This window comes from Parabacteroides merdae ATCC 43184, assembly GCF_025151215.1.
Classification (GTDB): Bacteria; Bacteroidota; Bacteroidia; order Bacteroidales; family Tannerellaceae; genus Parabacteroides; species Parabacteroides merdae.
Window position 1 is genome coordinate 3749176 of sequence record NZ_CP102286.1, and the last position, 22198, is coordinate 3771373.

Annotated in this window: 22 protein-coding genes; 14 read left to right on the forward strand and 8 right to left on the reverse strand. The window is 46.1% G+C overall.

The window, feature by feature from the left end:
- Position 1 precedes the first annotated feature (1 nt).
- From NQ542_RS15325 to NQ542_RS15355, 7 genes are all read left to right on the forward strand, one after another.
- Positions 2-1009, forward strand: a complete 1008-nt coding sequence (locus NQ542_RS15325; protein WP_005635501.1) for a glycosyltransferase family protein — start codon at positions 2-4, stop codon at positions 1007-1009.
- Positions 1006-1836 (forward strand): alpha-1,2-fucosyltransferase, encoded by an 831-nt coding sequence (locus tag NQ542_RS15330; protein ID WP_005635503.1) that lies wholly within the window; start codon positions 1006-1008, stop codon positions 1834-1836. Before NQ542_RS15325 ends, NQ542_RS15330 begins: the two co-directional genes overlap by 4 nt.
- Positions 1837-3126: a nucleotide sugar dehydrogenase gene (locus NQ542_RS15335; RefSeq protein ID WP_005635505.1), complete on the forward strand. Its 1290-nt coding sequence runs from the start codon at positions 1837-1839 to the stop codon at positions 3124-3126.
- Position 3127: 1 nt separating this feature from the next.
- Positions 3128-4033: a glycosyltransferase family 2 protein gene (locus NQ542_RS15340; RefSeq protein ID WP_005635507.1), complete on the forward strand. Its 906-nt coding sequence runs from the start codon at positions 3128-3130 to the stop codon at positions 4031-4033.
- 148 nt (positions 4034-4181) lie between these two features.
- On the forward strand, positions 4182-4997 hold the full coding sequence (locus NQ542_RS15345) for a glycosyl transferase (RefSeq protein WP_224204866.1): 816 nt from the start codon (positions 4182-4184) through the stop codon (positions 4995-4997).
- 3 nt (positions 4998-5000) lie between these two features.
- Complete coding sequence (locus NQ542_RS15350; RefSeq protein WP_005635509.1) at positions 5001-5366, forward strand: sugar 3,4-ketoisomerase; 366 nt, start codon at positions 5001-5003, stop codon at positions 5364-5366.
- Positions 5359-6438 carry a DegT/DnrJ/EryC1/StrS family aminotransferase gene (locus tag NQ542_RS15355; protein ID WP_005635510.1) on the forward strand — a complete coding sequence of 360 codons (1080 nt, stop codon included), beginning with the start codon at positions 5359-5361 and terminating at the stop codon, positions 6436-6438. Before NQ542_RS15350 ends, NQ542_RS15355 begins: the two co-directional genes overlap by 8 nt.
- A 560-nt stretch (positions 6439-6998) precedes the next feature.
- Here the strand turns inward: NQ542_RS15355 and NQ542_RS15360 are convergent.
- Both NQ542_RS15360 and NQ542_RS15365 read right to left on the reverse strand, forming a co-directional pair.
- Entirely contained in the window at positions 6999-7451 is a 453-nt protein-coding gene (locus tag NQ542_RS15360; RefSeq protein ID WP_005635516.1) for a glycoside hydrolase family 73 protein, read from the reverse strand.
- Between the two features lie 242 nt (positions 7452-7693).
- The gene (locus tag NQ542_RS15365; RefSeq protein ID WP_005645551.1) at positions 7694-8143 is read right to left on the reverse strand and encodes an HU family DNA-binding protein; all 450 of its coding nucleotides are present in this window, start codon (positions 8141-8143) and stop codon (positions 7694-7696) included.
- 221 nt (positions 8144-8364) lie between these two features.
- On the opposite strand from NQ542_RS15365, the gene NQ542_RS15370 reads away from it, so the two are divergent.
- From NQ542_RS15370 to NQ542_RS15400, 7 genes are all read left to right on the forward strand, one after another.
- Positions 8365-8589, forward strand: a complete 225-nt coding sequence (locus NQ542_RS15370; RefSeq protein WP_005645553.1) for a DUF4248 domain-containing protein — start codon at positions 8365-8367, stop codon at positions 8587-8589.
- Between the two features lie 258 nt (positions 8590-8847).
- Positions 8848-9222, forward strand: coding sequence for a hypothetical protein (locus NQ542_RS15375; RefSeq protein ID WP_005635522.1), 375 nt, complete (start codon positions 8848-8850; stop codon positions 9220-9222).
- A gap of 280 nt (positions 9223-9502) precedes the next feature.
- Positions 9503-9976 carry a hypothetical protein gene (locus NQ542_RS15380; RefSeq protein ID WP_005635526.1) on the forward strand — a complete coding sequence of 158 codons (474 nt, stop codon included), beginning with the start codon at positions 9503-9505 and terminating at the stop codon, positions 9974-9976.
- Complete coding sequence (locus tag NQ542_RS15385) at positions 9976-11343, forward strand: replicative DNA helicase (protein WP_005635529.1); 1368 nt, start codon at positions 9976-9978, stop codon at positions 11341-11343. Before NQ542_RS15380 ends, NQ542_RS15385 begins: the two co-directional genes overlap by 1 nt.
- Positions 11340-12623: a DNA primase gene (locus NQ542_RS15390; protein WP_005635533.1), complete on the forward strand. Its 1284-nt coding sequence runs from the start codon at positions 11340-11342 to the stop codon at positions 12621-12623. Before NQ542_RS15385 ends, NQ542_RS15390 begins: the two co-directional genes overlap by 4 nt.
- A gap of 80 nt (positions 12624-12703) precedes the next feature.
- Entirely contained in the window at positions 12704-13465 is a 762-nt protein-coding gene (locus NQ542_RS15395) for a glycosyltransferase family 2 protein (RefSeq protein WP_005635535.1), read from the forward strand.
- A 26-nt stretch (positions 13466-13491) separates the two neighbouring features.
- The gene (locus NQ542_RS15400; RefSeq protein ID WP_039849802.1) at positions 13492-16011 is read left to right on the forward strand and encodes a YfhO family protein; all 2520 of its coding nucleotides are present in this window, start codon (positions 13492-13494) and stop codon (positions 16009-16011) included.
- 125 nt (positions 16012-16136) lie between these two features.
- Here the strand turns inward: NQ542_RS15400 and NQ542_RS15405 are convergent, their stop codons facing one another.
- The 6 genes from NQ542_RS15405 to rpsO form a co-directional block, all read right to left on the reverse strand.
- The gene (locus NQ542_RS15405) at positions 16137-17135 is read right to left on the reverse strand and encodes a glycosyltransferase family 2 protein (RefSeq protein WP_005635541.1); all 999 of its coding nucleotides are present in this window, start codon (positions 17133-17135) and stop codon (positions 16137-16139) included.
- Positions 17136-17137: 2 nt separating this feature from the next.
- On the reverse strand, positions 17138-17911 hold the full coding sequence (locus NQ542_RS15410) for a class I SAM-dependent methyltransferase (RefSeq protein ID WP_005635544.1): 774 nt from the start codon (positions 17909-17911) through the stop codon (positions 17138-17140).
- Positions 17912-17976: 65 nt separating this feature from the next.
- On the reverse strand, positions 17977-19395 hold the full coding sequence (gene ahcY, locus NQ542_RS15415) for an adenosylhomocysteinase (RefSeq protein WP_005635546.1): 1419 nt from the start codon (positions 19393-19395) through the stop codon (positions 17977-17979).
- A gap of 44 nt (positions 19396-19439) precedes the next feature.
- Entirely contained in the window at positions 19440-21095 is a 1656-nt protein-coding gene (locus NQ542_RS15420) for an AMP-binding protein (RefSeq protein WP_005635548.1), read from the reverse strand.
- 12 nt (positions 21096-21107) lie between these two features.
- On the reverse strand, positions 21108-21692 hold the full coding sequence (locus NQ542_RS15425; RefSeq protein ID WP_005651432.1) for a helix-turn-helix domain-containing protein: 585 nt from the start codon (positions 21690-21692) through the stop codon (positions 21108-21110).
- Positions 21693-21849: 157 nt separating this feature from the next.
- On the reverse strand, positions 21850-22119 hold the full coding sequence (gene rpsO / locus NQ542_RS15430) for a 30S ribosomal protein S15 (protein ID WP_005635554.1): 270 nt from the start codon (positions 22117-22119) through the stop codon (positions 21850-21852).
- Between the last annotated feature and the right edge of the window lie 79 nt (positions 22120-22198).

A 22198-nucleotide genomic window follows, 5' to 3' on the forward strand; every position in this document is an offset into this window, starting at 1 on the left:
AATGAGATTATTATATATTGCAGTACATGAGCAAAATAAAGATTGGGGGGCTGAACATTTTTTAGCAAAGGCGTTCCTCTCTTTAGGTGTGGATTTAGTAACTATCGATTATAGAAAACATAGGAAAGATATAATTCAACGAATAAAACAAGTAGGAGATTTTGACTATTTTTTCTTACAAAGAGGAGATGATTTTCCTATAGGAATATTAAAATCAATCAATAGACCCAAGTTCTTTTGGGCATCTGAATTAGTTTCAAGGAATAGAGATCAAGACCGATTGTTAAATTCGGGCTTATTTGAACATGTTTTTGTTCACACATTAGCCTGTAAACGTTCAATTATAGAGAAAGGTTGGTTGACAGAAGATAAAGTAACTGTTCTATTAAATGGCTTTGATCCAATGTCACATTATCCAATAGAGGGAATAAAAAAAGATATTGATGTCTTATTTATTGGAAATATGCTTGGTCGACGAAGAAAGTGGCTGGATGAAATAAAAAGATCGTGTAATCTATATGAGGCAGTTGGAATTTATGGTGCTGATATGGTTCAATTGGTAAATCGGGCCAAAATAGTATTGAATATTCATTCAGAGGAATATTTGGATACAGAAACAAGATTATTTGAAGTAATGGCATGTAGATCTTTTTTGTTATCCGAGAGACTGTCTGAAGATTCTCCATTTGTAAATGGTTTACACCTGGTTGAGGTTATGGATGTAAAGGAAATGATTTCTTCTATTCAGATATATCTGGAATCTTCTGAACTTCGTCAGAAGATTTCAAATGGAGGGTATGAATGTGTTATGGAAAATCATACTTATTTGAAAAGGGCTGAGTTGTTGTTATCACTGTTTACTTCTTATTACAAAACTGGACAGAATCTGTCTGTTGATCCTATCCAGTTAAAGAAAGCGGTGTTAGAAAGTTTTTATTTGTATGAGAAAAATCGTTTGCTTGATTCTTATAGGCAATTAAGGTATTCGATAAGAAAAAGATTTAAATGAAAAAGAAGGATATTATTTTAAGAGTTTGGGGTGGAGTTGGCAATCAGTTATTTATTTACGCTTTTGCAAAAGTCTTATCTTTGATTACTGATTGCAAAGTTACATTAGATATAAGAACGGGATTTGCTAATGATGGATATAAAAGAGTTTATAGATTAGGAGACTTTTCAATTTCATTATTGCCAGCTTTACGCTTTTATACATTATTATCCTTTGCACAAAGGAAGATGCCTTATATAAGGCATCTTTTAGCATATAAATTTGATTTTTTTGAAGAAGATCAAAAATACCCTTTAGAAACTTTGGATAGTTTTTTTAAGATTTACTCGGATAAGAATTTGTATCTTCAAGGATATTGGCAATATTTTGATTTTAGTTCCTATCGAGATGTTTTGTTAAAAGATTTAAGATTTGAAGTTGAAATTAATAACACTTATTTGTATTATTCTGATTTGATAGAAAAATCGAACGCAGTAGCTATTCATTTTAGAAGGATACAATACGAACCTGTTATAAGTATAGATTATTATAAGAAGGCAATAAAATATATATCTGAAAATGTAGAAAATCCTACCTTTTTTATTTTTTCAGATGATATAAATTGGTGTAGAGAAAATCTATCGATTAATGGGATTTGTTTTTTTGTTGAGAATTTTAAAGATGAACTTTATGAACTAAAATTAATGAGCCAATGTAATCATTTTATTATTGCTAATAGTACTTTTAGTTGGTGGGGAGCGTGGCTTTCAGTGAATGCAGATAAAAAGGTTATTATGCCAGATGGTTATACAGATGTAAGTATGAATGGTTCTATTGTACATATATAAATGAAGAATATGAAAATAGCAGTAATCGGCCTCGGCTATGTTGGTATGCCATTGGCTGTTGAATTTAGTAAAAAGTATCCGGTTGTCGGATTTGATATAAATGAGGCTCGTGTAAAGGAGCTTCAAGGTGGAAGTGATAGAACAAGAGAGATTGATAGTTCATCTTTGAAAGAAGTGCTATCGCTTTCTGATACAAATCATGCGATAGGCTTGAAATTAAGCCATGATATAGAAGCATTGCATGATTGTAACTTCTTTATTGTGACGGTTCCAACCCCTATAACCAAATTTAAAACTCCGGATTTGAAGCCTTTGTTAGGGGCTTCGTCCACGGTTGGCAAAGTTTTGAAGAAAGGTGATATTGTTGTGTACGAATCGACCGTGTATCCAGGTTGTACAGAAGAAGATTGCGTGCCTGTATTGGAAAAGGAATCAGGTTTGAAATTCAATCAGGATTTCTTTTGTGGTTATTCCCCTGAACGTATTAATCCAGGTGATAAAAAGAATACTTTGACAACGATAAAGAAGGTGGTATCTGGATCAACACCTGAGATTGCAGATAGGATAAACGAACTTTATAGCTCCATAATTAAAGCCGGTACATTTAAGGCTTCTTGCATAAAAGTCGCAGAAGCTTGTAAAGCTATTGAGAATGCGCAGCGAGATGTCAATATTTCTTTTATGAATGAGTTGGCTCTTATTTTTGATAAGATGGGTATTGATACGCAAGAGGTATTGGATGCTGCCGCGACAAAGTGGAACTTTTTGAAGTTTGCTCCTGGCTTAGTAGGTGGACATTGTATCGGTGTGGATCCGTATTATTTGTTACACAAGTCACAATGCTTAGGATATAATCCGCAAGTAATACTATCAGGGCGTACTGTTAATAATGAAATGGGACGTTTTGTGGCTTCTAAAACTGTTAAACTGATGATCCGTCATGGCATAAAGATTGTCGGAAGTAAGGTTTTGGTCCTTGGTTTTACTTTTAAAGAGAACTGTCCGGATACTCGAAATACAAAAGTTGTCGATATTATTGATGAGCTAAAAGATTTCGGGGTTGACGTAGATGTTTATGATCCTTATGCTTTAAGAGATGAAGTAAAGGAAGAGTATGGCGTCGAACTGTTGGAGCAGATGTCGGATATCAAGAAATACGACGGTATTATTTTAGCTGTTGCTCATGATGAGTTTAAACAGTTGGATTTTGGCTTCGTTCGTAACCAGCCGACCGTTTTATTTGATGTAAAAGGCGTCTTGGATAAATCATTAGTGCACGGGAGACTTTAAAATGAAATTAGCACCAATTGTTATATTTACTTATAACAGGCCGTGGCATACTCAGCAAACGGTTGAAGCATTGTTGAAGAATGAATATGCTTCAGAAAGTGATTTGATAATTTTCTCTGATGCTCCTAAAAATGAAGCGGCTAAAAAAGGGGTGGAAGAAACTCGTTCCTATATTCGAAATATTACAGGATTTAAATCGTTGCGTATTATTGAGCGAGATCGGAATTTTGGCTTGGCTAATAATATTATTGATGGTGTCACTTCCATTGTCAATGAGTTTGGAAGGATAATTGTTTTAGAAGATGACTTGCTTACTTCCCCCTATTTTTTGAAGTTTATGAATGAAGCGTTGTCTTTGTATGAAGATGAAGAACGGGTGATAAGTGTTCATGGATATATTTATCCGATAAAAAAAAGCTTACCTGATACTTTTTTCATAAAAGGAGCGGACTGTTTAGGGTGGGGTACTTGGAAGCGAGGTTGGGATTTGTTTAATTCAAACGGAAGTGAATTGCTTCATTGTTTGAAAGAACGGTCTCTCACTAGAACGTTTGATTTTGAAGGAAGTTATCCATATACTCGAATGCTGGAGAGACAAGTTAATGGAGAAATAGGCTCTTGGGCAATACGTTGGTATGCATCGGCTTTTTTAGAAGATAAGCTAACGTTGTATCCGGGTAAATCATTGATTTATCACAATGGAAGTGATGGAAGTGGCACTAATTGTGGAACAAGTGAGGAGTTTGATGTGGAGCTATCGCAAGAACCGATATTAGTTTGTCCGATTGAAATTAAAGAATCCGAATATGCTCGAAAACAATTTATTTTTTATTTTAAATATGTGATCTTATGGGCAAGAATTAAAGATCGGTTAAGACATATTTTTAGATTAAAAACGCATGCTTAATTTCTGTACTCTTTTTGATTCTGGCTATCTCTCCAGAGGATTGGCGATGTATGAGTCGTTGAATCGACATTGTAAAGATTTCCATCTTTATGTGTTCGCTTTTAATGATGAATGCTTTTCGGTTTTAAAATCTCTTTATTTGGCAAATATGACGGTTATTTCCTTGCCAGAGTTTGAAGATGAAGAATTATTGAAAGTAAAGCCAACCAGAAGTAGGGGAGAATACTGTTGGACTTGTTCTTCTTCAACGATTTTGTATGTGTTGGATAATTATGATGTCGATCATTGTACCTATATTGATGCGGATTTGTATTTTTTTGCTTCTCCTCAAATACTGTTGGATGAAATGGATGAAAGCGAGTCTGTGTTAATTACTCCACACCGTTATACGCCTCAATATGATCAAAGTGAAAAAACAGGAATATATTGTGTTCAATTTGTTTATTTTAGGAATAATCAACAAGGGCGTAAAGTTCTAACGTGGTGGCGTAAGGCTTGTTTGGAATGGTGTTATAATCGTTTTGAAGATGGACGTTTTGGTGATCAAAAATATTTGGATGATTGGCCTGAACGTTTTGAAGGCGTGCACGTTCTCCAACATTTAGGTGGTGGTGTCGCTCCTTGGAATATGCAGCAATATCGTTTTGAGCAACAAGGAAAAGAGATAATAGGTATAGAATTGGAGACGGAAAAACAGTTCCCTCTTGTTTTTTATCATTTTCATTCATTAGTATTTGTAACTCCGTTTTATTTTTCTCCTCGTCCTTATTATAAGAGGAATGATTCTACTATTATATTGCTATTTAATCCATACGTGAAAGAGATAGTGAAGTTGAGAAAACAATATGCGTTAGGTAAAATGGAACATTATTTATCCGGATGGAAATTTTTTAAGTATCTTGCGGAAGTTTTTGTTAGAAGAGGATTTAAAGAAATACATTATATAAAATTATTACATCAATAATAAATGGCTCATATAATTGATTTAAAGACTTTTACGGATGATAGGGGAAATCTGACTGTGATAGAAAAAGTAATACCTTTTGATATCAAACGTATTTTCTATATTTATGGAGTTGATGATTCTACTAGGGGAGGGCATCGGCATCATAAGACTATGCAAGCAGCAATTTGTTTGCAGGGACATTGTACGATATCAAATAATACCGGAGTAGAAAAGCAAGAGTTTGTATTGGATTCACCTCATAAATGTTTGATATTGGATCCGAATGATTGGCACACGATGCATCATTTTAGTAAAGATGCCATATTGATGGTACTTGCTTCGGAATTTTTTGATCCTAACGATTATATTTTCGAACCTTATGATTGAATATGAAAATTTAGGAAGGACGAATAAGTCTTTAGAAAAGGAATATAAGGAGTGTTTTTCTTCTTTTTTGGAAAGTGGCTGGTATGTCTTGGGCAAAGAGGTGAGAACTTTTGAAGAAAGTTTTGCCGGTTATTGTGGAGTCAAGCATTGTATTGGAGTTGCTTCAGGGTTGGATGCCTTAATGCTGGCTTTGCGTATTTATGATTTTCCGCAGGGAAGTGAAGTCTTGGTTCCTTCAAATACATATATTGCAACCATTTTGTCCATATTGCAGTGTGGCTTGAAACCTGTATTAGTAGAACCAGATATTCGTACTTATAACATTGACCCTTTAAAGATCGAAGAACATATCTCTGAAAAAACAAAAGCGATAATGGTGGTTCATCTTTATGGGAAAGCCTGCGAAATGACTTCTATCATGCAGCTCGCTGGAAAGTATAATCTACAACTGATAGAAGATTGTGCTCAAGCTCATGGAGCTAAATATAAGGGACAGAAAGTTGGTACTTTTGGAACAGGTGCATTTTCTTTTTATCCTACAAAAAATTTAGGAGCACTGGGAGATGCTGGGGCTATTACTACTAATGATTCAAAAGCTGATTCTGTGTTTAGAGCGTTAAGAAATTATGGTTCAAATATCAAATATCAGAATGATTATATTGGCTATAATTCTCGTTTGGATGAAATTCAAGCAGCGTTATTGAATGTCAAACTAAAACATTTAGATGAAATAAATGCTCATAAAAGAAAACTAGCTCAAATTTATATAGAAGGTTTAAAGGAAGATTTTATTAAGCCAATAGTTACCTCCGACTGTTTTGATGTGTATCATATCTTTAATGTTCGACACCCTAAAAGAGACATGTTGAAAGAGTATTTGCTGAAAAATGAAGTTAAGACAGATATTCATTATCCTATACCTCCTCATAGGCAAAAAGCTATGCAAGGTATATTAAAAGGGGAGTATCCTATTTCAGAAGAAATACATCGTACGACATTAAGTTTACCTATCTCTTATGGGCATTCGGAAAGTGATGTATATAGAGTCGTAGAGATAATGAATAAATTTTGAAATATGGTTCATAAACTACTTGTGTACTATAAATATCAGCGATTTTTTCCTGGGCTAATTAGTATATTAATTAATCTCTATTCCTTTTTTCATTTGTCTTGTTCATAACACATAAGAAATCAACGAAAACAATCAAGAGCCGTGGCCTTCAGGACACGGCTCTTGATTGTTTTATCTCACCCCATCAGCCACCTGCAGACGCATCCCACTCCCCCGCAGGCGATCAGTGTGTAGCCTGAGATTCCCAGCCAGTCGGCTGAGGGTGGCTGGTGGTCGGGGGAAGAGGGGGAGGGGCGTCGGGATTCTTGGGAATGTGGGGAGGGGGTTGGTTGTTCTTCAGGAGGGAGAGAATCCCGCCGATGCAGGCCAGGGTCACTTCCGTTTCCCCCTTCCAGAGGGAGAGGAGGGACAGGAGGAAGAGGCTGGGGAGGAGGACAAGGACGGTCGCTGGGAGACGGTTTACGCTTGCGGGGAAAGATGACTTGGGCGAGCGTGAGGAAGAAGCTGAGTACTGTTTCAAGGACTTTCATAAATTAGAAGGATTTTTCAATTTTTAATTCTCAATCTTTAATTTTCTCGATCTGTCGGCAGAGCTTTATCAGCAAGATGCGGTAGGCTTCGCGGTTGTCGCCGTTGACTTCGCTGATGTAACGGCTGTATGAGATGGAACGGGCGAAAGCCTGCGGGTTGTTGCTGACGTCGGCCGCCGGGGTGTAGGCATGGCGGATCAGGCGGGCGTAGTCCATGAAGGAATCCTGCGGAGTGTCGTAGACACGGAAACGGAGGGAGTGGACGCCCAATTCGATACCTTCGCCTTTCCACCAGACGTTTTTCTTGCCGTAGGCGGTGATACCGAAAAAGTTATGGTGCTCGCGTGCGAGGTCGCTCTGTCCCCAACCCGATTCGATGACCGCCTGTGCCAGGATCACTATCGGATTGATCCGGAAACTTTCTCCCGCCTTGCGGGCAAGAGGGAGATATGACGATATAAAATCAACCTGTTCTGCTTTCATTTTCTTGTTGTTTTTGGACACTGTTTTGATTTTTTACAAACAGCCCCTTTTAATTATATTCTTGTTGTTTTCGTCTGATGATTTGAGCGTCTTTTCGGTCATATCCCCCCCCCTCTTGTCTTCGTCAGATAGTTCGCTTATCCTCCTCGTCAGAGTGACGGATCTGCCTCAAAAAGACTTCTCAAATCATCAGGCGGAAAAATCAAAACAGTTTCTTAGTCTGTTTGAATTTAGCTTCCGGCCTACAGTTCACCCGGTTTCTCCTCCCCGCCTCCGGAAGACGGTTTGTCACCGGCCGGGACCAGGTCGAGATGTTCGAATGTGACATTCTTTTTCACCTGCGTCAGCATGGTCCCCGGCGAGAAGACGATACGCGCCTTATTGAAGAAAGACGTGTTGAAGTCTGCTTCGTTCTCCACCCCTTTGCTGCCTGCGACCATCCGGAAGTTACCCAGGCGGCCCAGCTGGATCACATCCCCTTCTTCCAACCGTTCCTCCATGACGGACAGGATGCCGTCGATGACCAGTTTCACATCTCCCACGAAGGCGGAGCTGCGCACTGCCACCATGTTACAGAACTTTTCGAATTTCAATTTCTTCAAGGAACGGACCTGTGCATAGTACAGCTTCGACCCCTCGGCTGCGTCTTTGCGCATATCCGGTCTTCTTACCAAGCGATAGTTTAATGACATAAGCGTGATTAGTTTTTAAATGAATACTTTTACGGAATCTTTTTTTCATTATCGATAACAAGACAAAGGTAAGGTCCCGGTACAGGCAGAAATACAGATTGGGGAACATCGGCGAAGATCGGTGCGGAAACAGGTAGAAAGAAGTAGGATATAAATGTGATTATCTATTGAATATTGATTTTTATTCCGTATCTTTATAGGACAATGAAACGATGGGAATTATGATCGTAAACGAATTCGAAATCAGAAGTTACGGGTGGCAGGAATTGGCGGTCCTTTACGGGCCGGATTTGATGCCGGAATCGGCCGGGAAACGGTTGTCCAAATGGGTGGGGGCAGACCCGGTGTTAGAGACGGAGCTGCAGGGCTACGGTTGGCGGAAAGGGAAGAAGACGTTGACACCCCGGCAGGTGAAGACAATCGTGCAGTTTTTGGGTGAGCCTTGAAACAAGGGACTTCTGTGTACGAAACAAGGGACTTTGACGTGTAAGACCAGGGAGCTTGGGAGACAAAAGACCGGACTTCCGGATGCGGAAGAGGGTACTTTTTCCCATCGATAGGGAGAGGATAAAGGTCGGCCGGCATTGCAGGCAATAAATAGATAAGCATATGAGCAAGTTAAAAAAAAGCGGAAAGGTGACTATTGCCGCTCGTACAAGAAAATCAGAAAAGAGGTACGGGACGCGTCCGATCCGCTGTACGAAATGATCGTTTATGCACTCTTCCTTACGGAGGAGGCCAAGGGGAAGCAGGAGAGGATGTGCGCCGTGGCGCAGAATTTCTTCAAGGAATTCGGGGATGACCTGCATCGTCTGATTTTCGGGATAGAAGAGAATGCGTATAAGAACCGCATCCCGGTGTCGAAGCCGGAATTTCTGATCGGGATTTTTAAGACGCTGTGGTTGATGGAGGTATTCGGGGACGTACGGCCCCGGTATCTGATCGGTTTTATGTCGGAGACGTTCGATCTGGGCCTGGCGGAGTCTTCCATACGGACCATCTGGTATGACAAATGTGGGATGTATGACCAATTGAGGCCTGTTTTGCAGGAATTTTTTCGGAATTTGTATAGGAAATAACGTGTAAACCCGCTTGCAATGCGCCGCGCCGGCTTTTTTATCCGACATTTTTGGGTATTACAAAACGCCCCTTTCCTGTCGTACCTTTGCCCATGCCGATTGAAAAGGGCGCAAATTAATGAGCTTATATATATATTAATATATTTATTCTAAGATGTAGGATTGAACCGAAACTGACGGAAAACCTCTACAAGTAGCTGAAAATAAATTGTTTATATTGTGCTATTGACTGCACCGTTTTTATTTGGGGTAAAAATGTTTAATTTTAAATCCGTTCATTATGAAAAAGGATATGACGTTTTCGGCCGATTTTGCAAGATGCGGCTATACGAAAGTTTCCCGGCAGGCCATGCAGATTGCTTTTACGCCGGGAGACAAGTGTGAAAAAGAGGCAAAGGTGCTCCTGTGCATATTGGGTTTTGCCTATTTCAAAAAAGGAGAAGTCTCCTTTCATTTCAAAGACTATGCTTGTGAACGAGGCGAGTGGATCACCTCTTATTCGGAACTGGCACGGCGTACGGGGTTGATACGCAGGGCGGCAGTTACGGCTGTCGGACATCTTGTCGAGGCAGGATGGTTGACGGTCACGGCGGTGGGCAGGATGACGAAGTTCACCTTGACCTTCTATGACGCGCCTCCCCAGCCCGACGGCCACGGCTCTCCGCAGGGGGGCGGCGGCGACGGTTTGTCGCTTGCGACAGCCCTCTACATGTACCAGAACGGGACGGTCTATAACACCGGGGAGACTGTCTGATGGGGTTGAATGCCGTACAATCGTATCCGGCGGAGCGGGTCTTGGTGGCCGCTCTGCTGGGACGTCCCGCCTCTTTCCACGAATTGGGCGGACGGGTGACGGAAGAGATGTTTACCGAACCGGGGCTGCGCCTGGTGTTCCGTGCCTTTGCCGAGCTGGCCTCGCGCGGCGAACGGATCGACATGGCGACGGTCGAGGCGGAGATGTTCCGGCTCGATCACCGGCTTTATGGCGAGCTGAACGGAGTCTCTTTCCTAAGCGCCATGTTGCAGGCGGTGCGCAACGACAGCCACATCCACGAATATGTGCGTCTGGTACAGCGCGAATGGATGTTGCGCGGCTGTGTGGCGAGCCTGAACAAACGCGGCCTGGAGGCGCAGCAGCCGGATGTCGACGTGATGAAGCTCCTCGCCGGTGTCACAGACGACATGGACGGCTTGCGTGAACACGCCTCCGGAGGCGTGGATGTCCGGATGGCGGCCGAGGTGGCACGCGAAGTCCTGGCGCGTTCGTTCCGTAACCAGGAGGCACGCGAAAAAGGGGAGCATATACAGGTGCGTACTGGGTTCGACGAACTGGACGACTTGACGGGCGGCCTTTACCGGGGCGAACTGGCGGTGCTCTCCGGGCGGCCTTCGATGGGAAAGACGGCGGTAGCTTTGCACATGGCGCTTCAGGCGGCGCGTGCGGGGCGGAATACGCTTTATTTCAGCATCGAGATGAGCGAGGAGGAGGTGACGGAACGTATCCTTTCGATGCTGAGCGGCGTGGAGGCCGGCAAGATCCGTTTCAAGGGGACGAACCGCGAGGAGCGTGCGTTGTTGGAGAAAGCGGCGGCTGAGCTGGCGGGGTTGCCGTTGAGGATCGTCTATTGCGGTTCGCTCGCCATCGACGAGATCCGTGCCGTGCTGATGACGCGCAAGGCTCGCCGGGAGCTGGACATCTTCTTCATCGACTATCTGAACCTGATCCATATCCCTTACACACGGGGCAGCCGCAACGAGACGACCGATCTGGCCCTGGGCGATGTGGTGCGGAAGGTGAAGCTGATGGCGGTCGAGCTGGATGTGCCTGCCGTCCTGTTGGCGCAGATGAACCGCGACAGCGACCGGCGCCTGGCTCCTTATCTGCCGATCTTGAGCGACCTGCGTAACTCCGGCGCGATCGAGCAGGTGGCGGATCAGGTGATCTTCGTCTACCGGGCCGAGAAATACGGCATCTTGTACGACAAGGATACGAAAGAGGACCTGCGGGGCGTGGGCTATCTTCTGGTCGCCAAGAACCGTAACGGGGCGACCGGACGGGCGCGTTTCCGCTACAATGTTTCGATGACACGGTTCCTGTCTTATGAAAACCGGTTGTTATGAGAGGCGATTCGTTGAAAGAGAGAATCCTTCGGGTGGCCACGATCGAGGAAGTGGTGGCTGCCTATGTGCCGTTGCAGCGCAGCGGTGCGGGATATGTCGGCTTGTGTCCTTTCCATGCAGACAAGCATCCTTCGTTGCACGTCCATCCGGGAAAACAGTTTTTCAAATGTTTCGCTTGCGGCGAAGGCGGAGACTTGTTCGCTTTCGTGCAGAAGATCGAGGGATGTTCGTTTACGGAAGCGATGGGAATGCTGGCGAAACGGTATTCGATTGACAGTAGGGAGTGGACAGTAGACAATTATGCAGGGAAGAAGAAAAGGACGGACGGAAAGGGGACGACCGGAAAGAGGACAGCCGGCTCCTCGGACAAAACGGCAAATGAAAACAGTGACGACCAATTGTCTGTTGTCAATTCTCAATTGTCCATTCGGACGATTGGCGCCGCCAATCGTCTGTTCGCCTCCCTGTTGCAGCCTTACGTGCCGGAAGACGAGGCTTTGAGGGAGACGTACCGCCTTTTCGGGGTGGGGATCGCTCCTCCGGAAGTGCCGGCGGATTACCGGAAGATGCGGTCGCGGTTGATCTTCCCGATCCGGGACGAGAAGGGAGGGCTGGTGGCGTTTGCGGCCCGCAGGCGGACGGATGGTGAGGAGGGAGCCAAGTATGTCAACTCGCCGGCCAGTCCGGTCTATAGCAAGAGCCGGGTGCTTTATGCGCTGGACCGGGCGGGGGAGGCGATACGGGAGAGGCGGTTCGTCTTCGTCACCGAAGGCTACAAGGACGCCCTGGCGATGCATGCCGCCGGATTTACGAATACGGTGGCGCTCTGCGGGGTGGCTTTCACTGCCGGGCATCTCCGGTTGCTGGCGGGATATACGCAGCGGATCGTCCTGCTGCTGGATGCCGACGGGGCGGGAGAGGCGTCGATGGAAAAGATCGTGGCGATGCTCTCGTGCGGGACAGACCCGGAAGGGGAGCGGTTGGAGCCGGCCTGTTTGTTCGAAGTGAGCCGGATGCAGCTTCCTTACGGGGAGGACCCGGACAGCCTGCTGCATGGATCGGGCTTCGTCTCTTTCCGCCGTCAGATCACCACTTCCCTTCATTTGGCTTTGCTGGAAACCTACGAACACCGCCTGCTTCGGCAGATCGCAAAGACCGTGAGCGATTTATCTCTCTGTCTTTCATGTGAAGACCGAATATCTTTGTTATCTTTGCTCGCAAAACAGAAATCCCGCCTCTCACGCGTGACGATGCGGCTGGGGAGGAATGTGGTGGTGTAAACAACCGGTCACCGTTGAATTTGCCGGAGTCATTCGCGGGAGACGGATTGTTAAGTTAAAAGGAACATAGTCATAATTATATGCAGTTACAACCTACATTTTCAATCATAACGATTACCTATAATGCCGTGCGCCTGGTGGAGCAGACGTTGTTGAACGTGTTGAGCCAGTCCTATCCGAACATCGAATATATCGTGATAGACGGCGGTTCGACAGACGGGACGGTGGATATCATCAGACGGTATGAATCGGGACTGGCCTATTGGGTGAGCGAGCCGGACAAGGGGATATACGATGCCATGAACAAGGGGCTTCAAAAGGCGACGGGAGATTATGTCTGGTTCATCAACGCCGGCGATACCCTCTGTTCGTCCGATACGGTCCAGTCAATCGTTTCCAAGCTGCAGAAGAGGAAGGTTTTGCCGGATATCATCTATGGGGAGACGAACATCGTAGACGAGGAAAGGCGGTCGCTGGGACTGCGCCGCCTCAGGGCGCCGCGGAAGCTCTCGTGGAAGAGCTTCAGGATGGGGATGTTGGTTTGCCACCAGTCGTTCATACCAAAACGTGCGATTGCCCCGTCATATGATTTGCAATATCGCTATTCGGCCGATTTCGACTGGTGTATCCGTTGCATGAAGCAGGCCCGTTCATTCTGTAACACGCATCTCACCCTGTCCGACTTCCTGGACGGCGGTACGAGCACGACGCAAAGAAAAGCATCCTTGCGGGAGAGATATGCGATTATGTGCAAATATTATGGTACTTTTGTTACGGTTTTGCTCCACGGCTGGTTCGCCATCCGTTTTTATACGGCGAAGTGCCTGAAGGGGCGGGTGTAAAGAATATGAATTTTAATGAGACATATATGAAGGATTTGCTGAAGCAATGGGGGAAACATGTTGTTGCCCTGATTTTGTTTTTGGGACTGGTGATGACCTATTTTTCACCGGCGGTGTTTGATGGGAAAGTAATCATGCAGGGCGATAATATCAAGGCGACCGGAATGGGATCAAGCCAGATGGATCAATACGCCGAGACGGCACAGCCGGGTGAGTTCAGTGTCTGGTCGGATGCGATGTTCGGAGGGATGCCGTATGTGACAGGATATGGGCAGGCCGCACCGAGTATGCCTTCTTATTCGATTGTGGATGGTTGGTTGAAAAAGGTGGGATATGGTGATGCGGCTATGGTATTTGTCGGATTGGTGTGTTTCTACCTGCTGATGTGCGTCATGGGAGTAAACTGGTGGCTCGCGATTGCCGGGGCGTTCGCTTTTGCATTCGCATCCTATAATATCATTATTATCGAGGCGGGGCATATCGTGAAAGCCTATGTGATCGGTTATATGCCGGTGACGTTGGCCGGTATGGCATTGCTTTTCAGGCGCTCCTATCTGTGGGGAGCCGTCTTGTTCCTGCTGGGGGTAGCCTTATCCTTGGCGAACGGGCATATCCAGATCACCTATTATCTGGTCCTGCTTTGTCTGCTGATCTATGTAGGATATGCAGTCAGAAAGATCAAGGAGAAAGCCTATGGCGAATGGTTGAAGACCTCCCTGATTATGGCCGCTTGCGTCGTATTGGCCGTATTGCCTAACGCGCAGGGGATGTATTCCAATTGGGATCTGGGACAGCACTCCATCCGTGGCGCTTCGGAGCTGACGCCGAAACCGGATGTTTCGGGCAAAGTGGAGAAGGCTTCCACCGGCTTGGATAAGGATTATGCTTTTCAATGGAGTTACGGCTGGAAAGAGTTGATGACCGTTCTTGTGCCGAATGTATATGGCGGTGGTTCGGGAGGAACGTTGGACAGCTCTTCCGAGCTATACAAGGAGTTGAAGAAAAACGGGGCCCAGGTGGGGAAAGAAGTACAGACCTATACCTATTGGGGAGATAAGATATTCACTTCCGGGCCGGTCTATTTCGGGGCGTTGGTCTGCTTCCTGTTCGTCTTGGGGATGTTCGTAATCCGGAACCCGATGAAATGGTGGCTGCTGGCTGGATCGGTGTTCCTGACATTCCTTGCGTTGGGACGTAATTTCGATTCTTTCAACGACCTGATGTTCCATTATCTGCCTTTGTACAATAAGTTCCGTACGGTCGAGATGGCGTTGGTGATACCGGGATTGGTATTTCCGATCGTCGCTATTTGGGGGTTGCGGGAAATCTTGGCCGAAAAAGTGGAGGAGGCTCGTTTGAAAAAAGGATTCCTTTGGGCTTTGGGGCTGACTGGAGGACTTTGTGTGATCCTTTGGCTGATGCCTTCCTTGTTGTTGGATTTCCGGTCTGCATACGATGCGCAGTTCCAGAGCCAGGTTCCGGAGTGGTATTACACGGCCTTGTTGATGGACCGTGCTTCGCTGGCTTCGGCCGATGCGTTGCGGTCTTTGATCTTCATCCTGTTGGGAGCCGGGTTGCTTGTCTGGTTCTGGAAGGCGAAGAACAAGAAGACTGCGGCGACTTTCGTAAGTGCAGGGGTGGCAGTCCTTATTTTGATTGATCTTTGGACGGTGGATCGTCGTTATCTGAATGACAGTAATTTCGTCAGGCAGCAGCCGGCGGAGATGTACAAGGAAACGGTTGCCGACAAGGCGATTTTGCAGGATACGGGTTCGACTTTCCGTGTGTTGAACATCAATAACCCGTGGCAGGAAACGAATACTTCCTATTTCCATCATTCTATCGGAGGGTATCATGCCGTCAAGCTGCGCCGTTACCAGGAACTGATCGACCATCGGCTGGACGGTGAGTTGCGTGGGATTATCAGTGCTTTGCAGAAGGCACAGACGGCTGAAGACGTGATGTCTGCGTTGGCAGCCTGTCCTACCTTGAATATGCTGAATACCCGCTATGTCATCTATAACCCCGAACAGCAACCGTTGAAAAATCCGTATGCATTCGGGAATGCCTGGTTTGTAGACAAGCTGGATATGGTGGACAATGCGGATGCCGAGATAGAAGCCTTGAATACGATCGATCCGCTGAGAACCGCTGTGGTTGATAAGCGTTTCCAAGAAGATTTGGAAGGATTTGTGCCGCAGAAAGATTCAACCGCAACGATCGTGTTGGAAGAATACCGTCCGAACCGTCTGACCTATAAGAGTAAAGCGGATAAGGAACAATTGGCAGTCTTCTCCGAAGTATATTACCAGCCGGGTTGGAAGGCTACGGTCGATGGCAAGGAAGTGCCTCATTTCCGTGCGGACTGGATATTGCGTGGCATGCGTGTTCCGGCAGGCGAACATACGATCGTATTCGAGTTCCGTCCGTCCGGTTATGTGACGGCTGCATACGTTTCTTCCTACAGTTCGTTCCTGATCTTGTTATTGCTGATCGCTGCGATCGGTTGGTCGGGATGGAAATATTGGAAAAAGAGTAAAAATTGATATTGTTCAAAAGCATCACTTTTGACGGTCGTCGTGGTAATAAAGACGACCGTCTTTATCCCGATGAAGTCAATGTTCGTATGGGATGAAGACGGTTGTCTTGACAATGACTTTTGGGAGTCTTTTTATTTGTAGAACGTCTTTTGGAATGCCGAAAACTCTTCCTTTTTCAAAACCAGCCTGTTCCAGGCAGCATCTAAAAATCCACAACCGTATCCTGACAGTTGGATAAAGGAGGCGATAATCGACAGGAAGCCGATTTTGATGCTTTTATTCTGAATCGAAGAATCCGCAAAGATAAGCAAACAGAAAAGTCCGAGCGGCAATAAACTCCAAGTGCAGAAGAGGCTTCCGACCAGGAAAAAGAGTACTCCTAATGTAAAGGCCGCCGGCAATAGATGTACCAGTTTAAGCGAGTCCGGATATTTCTTGTACAAATTGATACGGGCGATGCCGGAATTATAAACCTGGCGGAAGAACTTGTGCCAATCCGTACGTCTCTTGTGATATACCCAGGCCGAGGGAAACAGGCATACTTTGTAGCCGTTCTTGAATAGGCGGATACTGAAATCGATATCTTCCCCGAAGCGCATGGGGGAGAAGCCGTCTAACGCTTCGTAGGTGCTTTTCCGGATTCCCATGTTGAAGCTGCGGGGGTAGAACTTATCCATCTTCTTTTTGCCGCCACGAATGCCGCCTGTCGTAAAGAAGGAGGTCATGGAGTAGTTGATGGCTTTCTGCACGTCCGTAAAGCTGTCAGAGGCCTTGTCCGGCCCTCCGAAAGCGTCCGCCCCGGTTTCCTTCAGTTCCTTGTTTACCGATTTGATGTAGTCGGGAGGCAGGATGCAATCTGAATCGAGAACGATCAGGTAATCGCCTTTGCTCTGCTTCGCCCCGTAGTTACGGGCATTGCCCGGACCGCCATTAGGAATATAGGAATAGGAAACATCCAACTTATCTTTGAAAGCTTCGACTACATGCTGGCAAGTCTCCTTCGAGCCGTCTTCGACGATGACGACTTCGAAGTTTGTTTCACTCTGCCGTGTAAGGCTGTCCAATAACTCCTCTACCTCGTTGGGACGGTTGTAGACAGGGATGATAAGGGATAAATGGGATGTTGCCATATTTATGAATTCTTTAAGATGTAATATCCGCAGGTTGTATAGAAGTTACGGATATACGGGATATTCAGGAATCTCCATAGTCTGCGGGGACGGAGATTGAATTTTGTTTCGTAATTAGGGTTGATGAAATAGAGGACTTCTTCGACTATCCGGTATTTTTCTTTGTGCACGATCGAGAGAAAACGTTCCAATGAAATGCCGGTATCTTTGATTTCCAAAAGTCCTCCGGGATTGACATTCCCCCATTCCAGCACTTTTTTATATACGGGACGGGGCAATAGATGGAACCAGGGCAAATGGCTTAGGAGCTTGTTGTTGCAAATCTGCTGGTGACCTCCGAATGGATTTTGCCAGGGTGGAAAGGCTACGAAAATAATACCGTGAGGACTTAAGAACCTCTTTATAAAAGGCAAGAATAATTCTTGGTTGGGGATGTGTTCTATCACATCCCGGATGATGATAATGTCGAACTTGTTGTGCAGTTCGGTTACTTTGTAGATATCCTCGCAGATCAATGTCAAGTTTCTGTTGTTGGGATGTACGCTGTAGATTTCTTTTGCGATTGCAATCTGGCCTCCGTTGATGTCTATGCCGGTCACTTGGCAACCGAGATCCAGAAAGGGCTTTATGTTTCCTCCTTCCCCGCAACCGATTTCGAGAATGTGGGAATCTGCCGTAATCGGTTTATGCTTTTCAATGAAAGGTATTACATATTTTTGTGTCGTAATACTTTGTTCGTTGAAATATAGTTGTCTGTCAGCGTGTCTTTTTTGCATATCTACAAAATAAAAAAGAGGGTGTGCCGAAAGCCTTCATACTTTTGAGCACACCCTCAGATATATTAATATCTGTAATGTTCGGCCTTATAAGGTCCTTCGACCGGTACGCCGATGTAATCGGCTTGCTTCTGAGTCAGTTTGGACAGTTTGACGCCGATGCGCTCCAGGTGGAGGCGGGCAACTTCTTCGTCCAAACGTTTCGGCAGGCGGTAGACACCTATTTCGTAAGGCATTGTCCACAAATCCATCTGGGCCAAGACTTGATTTGTGAAGGAGTTGCTCATTACGAAAGAAGGATGGCCTGTCGCGCAACCCAAGTTCACCAAGCGGCCTTCTGCCAACAGGAAGATAGAGTTGCCTGTCGGGAATGTGTACTTGTCAACCTGCGGTTTGATGTTGGTGTGCTGGATGTTCGGATAGTTCACCAGCTTGTCGACCTGGATTTCGTTGTCGAAATGGCCGATGTTGCAAACGATGGCCTGGTCTTTCATCTGGGCCATATGTTCGATGGTGATGATGTCGCAGTTACCGGTGGTCGTAACGAAAACGTTGCCTTCCTTGACGGCTTCTTCCATTGTCGTCACTTCGAAGCCTTCCATGGCGGCTTGCAGGGCGCAAATCGGATCGATCTCCGTGATCAGGACACGGGCTCCGTAAGAGCGCATGGAGTGGGCACAGCCTTTCCCTACGTCGCCATATCCGGCTACTACCACGACTTTGCCGGCGATCATCACGTCGGTAGCGCGCTTGATGCCGTCGGCCAGTGATTCGCGGCAACCGTACAGGTTGTCGAATTTCGATTTCGTAACGGAGTCGTTGACATTGATGGCCGGAACCAGCAGTTCACCTTTTTCCATCATTTGGTACAGGCGGTGTACGCCGGTAGTCGTTTCTTCGGAGACACCTTTCATTTCGGCGATCGTGCGGTGCCAACGGGTATTGTCTTCAGCCAGGATACGGTTTAAGGTATCCAGGATGACCTGTTCTTCGTGATTGCCACCTTTGCGGTTGATCGTTTCGGCATCGTTCTCTGCCCGGTAACCCATATGAACCAGCAGGGATGCGTCGCCACCGTCATCCACAATCATGTGCGGACCTTTGCCGTCGGGGAAACGGAGTGCCATGTCGGTACACCACCAGTATTCTTCCAGTGTTTCACCCTTCCAGGCGAAAACGGGAACACCATCGGCAGCGATGGCTGCGGCAGCGTGGTCCTGTGTAGAGAAGATGTTGCAGCTTGCCCAGCGAACATCTGCTCCCAACGCAACTAATGTTTCGATTAACACTGCGGTCTGAATCGTCATGTGCAGTGAGCCGGTGATACGAGCTCCTTTCAGAGGTTTCTGATCGGCGTACTTCTTGCGAAGTGCCATAAGTCCCGGCATTTCGTGTTCGGCGATCTCGATTTCTTTACGACCGAATTCAGCCAAACTCATATCTGCCACTTTATAAGGCAGATTAGTTGGAAATAATTGTGACATAAATTGATACTAAAATGTTAATGCTGCAAAGGTAGTAAAAAAAATCATACCGGAGTGATTCCCTGGTCGGCCAATAACTTCAATCCTAAATCCTTCAGTTTGAACTTCTGGATCTTTCCGCTACCGGTCATGGGGTAGGTGTCGACAAAGAATATGTATTTCGGAATCTTATGCCGGGCGATCTTTCCGCGACAGAAGTCCTTGACGATATCTTCCGTCATGGTGACGCCTTCGTGCAGGATGATAAAGGCTCCCACTTCCTCCCCGTATTTCTTGGAGGGAACGGCAGCGACCTGCACATCTTTCACGCCTTTCAGGTGATAGAGGAATTCCTCCAGCTCACGGGGGTAGATGTTTTCTCCTCCCCGGATAATCATGTCCTTGATGCGTCCGGTGATGCGGTAGTTGCCATGTTCGTCTTTCACGCCCAGGTCGCCACTGTGCAGGAAGCCGTCTTTGTCGATGACCTCGGCCGTGGCTGCCGGGTTGTTGTAATAGCCTTTCATGGTGTTGTAACCTCGGTTGCACATTTCACCTTGTACGCCTACCGGACATTCTTCGCCCGTTTCCGGATCGATCACGCGGACTTCGGTGAATTCGTAATCACGGCCTACCGTATTGTAGCGGACTTCCGCCGGATCGTCGATGCGCGAATGTGTCATGCCGGGCGATGCTTCCGTCAACCCGTATACGCTGGTCACACGCATGAACATTTTTTCTTCCACCTGTTTCATCAGTTCCACAGGGCAAAGGGAGCCTGCCATGATGCCGGTGCGGAGGGAGGTCAGGTCGAACATGCTGAACATCGGGTGATTGAGCTCGGCGATGAACATGGTCGGAACGCCATAAAGGGCCGTGCACCGTTCCTTGTGGATGGAGGCGAGTACGACCAGCGGATCGAATTTTTCGACCATGACTTGTGTGCATCCATGCGTCAAGACGTTCATGGAGGCGAGCACGACACCGAAGCAGTGGAACAGAGGTACGCAGCAGCATAGTTTGTCGTCTGCCGTGAATTTCATGTGTTCTCCTGTCAACAATCCGTTGTTGGCAATGTTATAGTGCGTCAGCATGACCCCTTTGGGAAAGCCGGTCGTGCCGGATGTATATTGCATGTTCACGACGTCGTGCGGGGTCACCAGCTTTTTGGCTTCCAACAGTGTCTCGTCACTGACGTTTTCGCCTAAAAGCAGCAGTTCGGGAGTGTTGTACATTCCTCTGTATTTCTCCTGCCCGATGTAAACTACATTCTTCAGAACCGGGAAACGTTTGCTTTTCAGGTAGCCACGTTGTGATTCCTTCAGTTCGGGCAACATGGTATATACCATGTCGACATAACTTCCGTCGAACACGCCGTCGGTAATGCATAATGTATGGATATCCGCGTTTTCGACCAGGAATTCCAGTTCGCTCTGCTTGTAGTTGGTATTGACGGTAACGGCCACTGCTCCGATCTTGGCGGCAGCATACAGGAATGTAAGCCAGTCGGGGACATTGGTCGCCCAGATGCCGACATGCGTGCCATGTTTGATCCCGATCGAAAGCATGCCTTTCGCCATCCGGTCTACACGTTCGTTGAATTCCTTCCAGGTGAAACGGAGGTCGCGGTCGGAATATACCAGATATTCCTTGTCGGGTGTCGTCTCGGCCCAATGTTCCATCCACTGGCCGAGCGTCTTATCTTGTAATTGAATGTCCATAGAAGCTGCAGATTAATAGGGGGTGTAGATGACTCCGAGGATTTTCGCCGTATTGTCGGCAGCGGCATGTACATGGTGGGCGACGATAGAATCGTAGTAGATGCTGTCGCCTTCTTCCAGGATATAGGTATTCTTGCCATAGTTGATTTCGAGGATACCTTCCAGTACATAGATGAATTCTTCCCCTTCGTGTGTGGAGAGGACGAAATCCACCCCTTCTTCGCTTGGAGCGACATCGATCAGGAACGGTTCCATATGGCGGCCCGACTTGTCTTGTGACAGCGAATGGTATTCCATGTGTTTGCGTGCCTTGCTGTCGTTGTTGCTGAAACCGATGCTGTTTGTGTCGTTGCTATCTTTCTTGCGGCAAATGACGGGGCCCAGTTCGGACTGATCGTCCAGGAATGTGCCCAGGCGTACGCCTAATACGCGGGCTATCTTGATTAGCGGGGCGAGAGACGGAAAGTCTATATTGCCCTCGATACGTTCTATTTGTTCGATACTCAGACCTGAGCGTTCGGATACTTCCTGGGTGGAAAGTTGTTTGGATTCACGGATACTTTTGATTTTAGCTCCTATGATTTTGTTGTTTCCCATGAGCATTATATGTTTATTGTTTATTGAATCTTTTAATTTGTAACAGAACGGCGCAAAATTACATTAAATTTTCATTAAACAAAGGTATTAGGTAAAAGAAAAAAGGATGACCCCCGTGGAGACCATCCTTTTGAACTTCTTGCGAAGAAATTGTTTCTTACTTTCTGATACCAAGCTCTTTGATGATAGCACGATATCTTTCGATATCAACCTTGATCAGGTAATCCAGTAAACGACGACGCTTACCTACCAACATTTTCAGAGCTCTTTCGGAGCTATGGTCTTTGTGATTAGCCTTCAAGTGTTCAGTCAAATGTGCGATACGAACTGTGAACAGTGCGATCTGGCTTTCTGCAGAACCTGTGTTGGTTGCAGACTTGCCATACTTTTCGAAAATCTCTTTTTTCTTTGCTGAATCTAAAAACATGATTCTTGTGTACTTTAATAAATTAATACTATGTTATCTAAGCGGGGACAAAGGTAGGGATTCATTTTTGATTGACAAA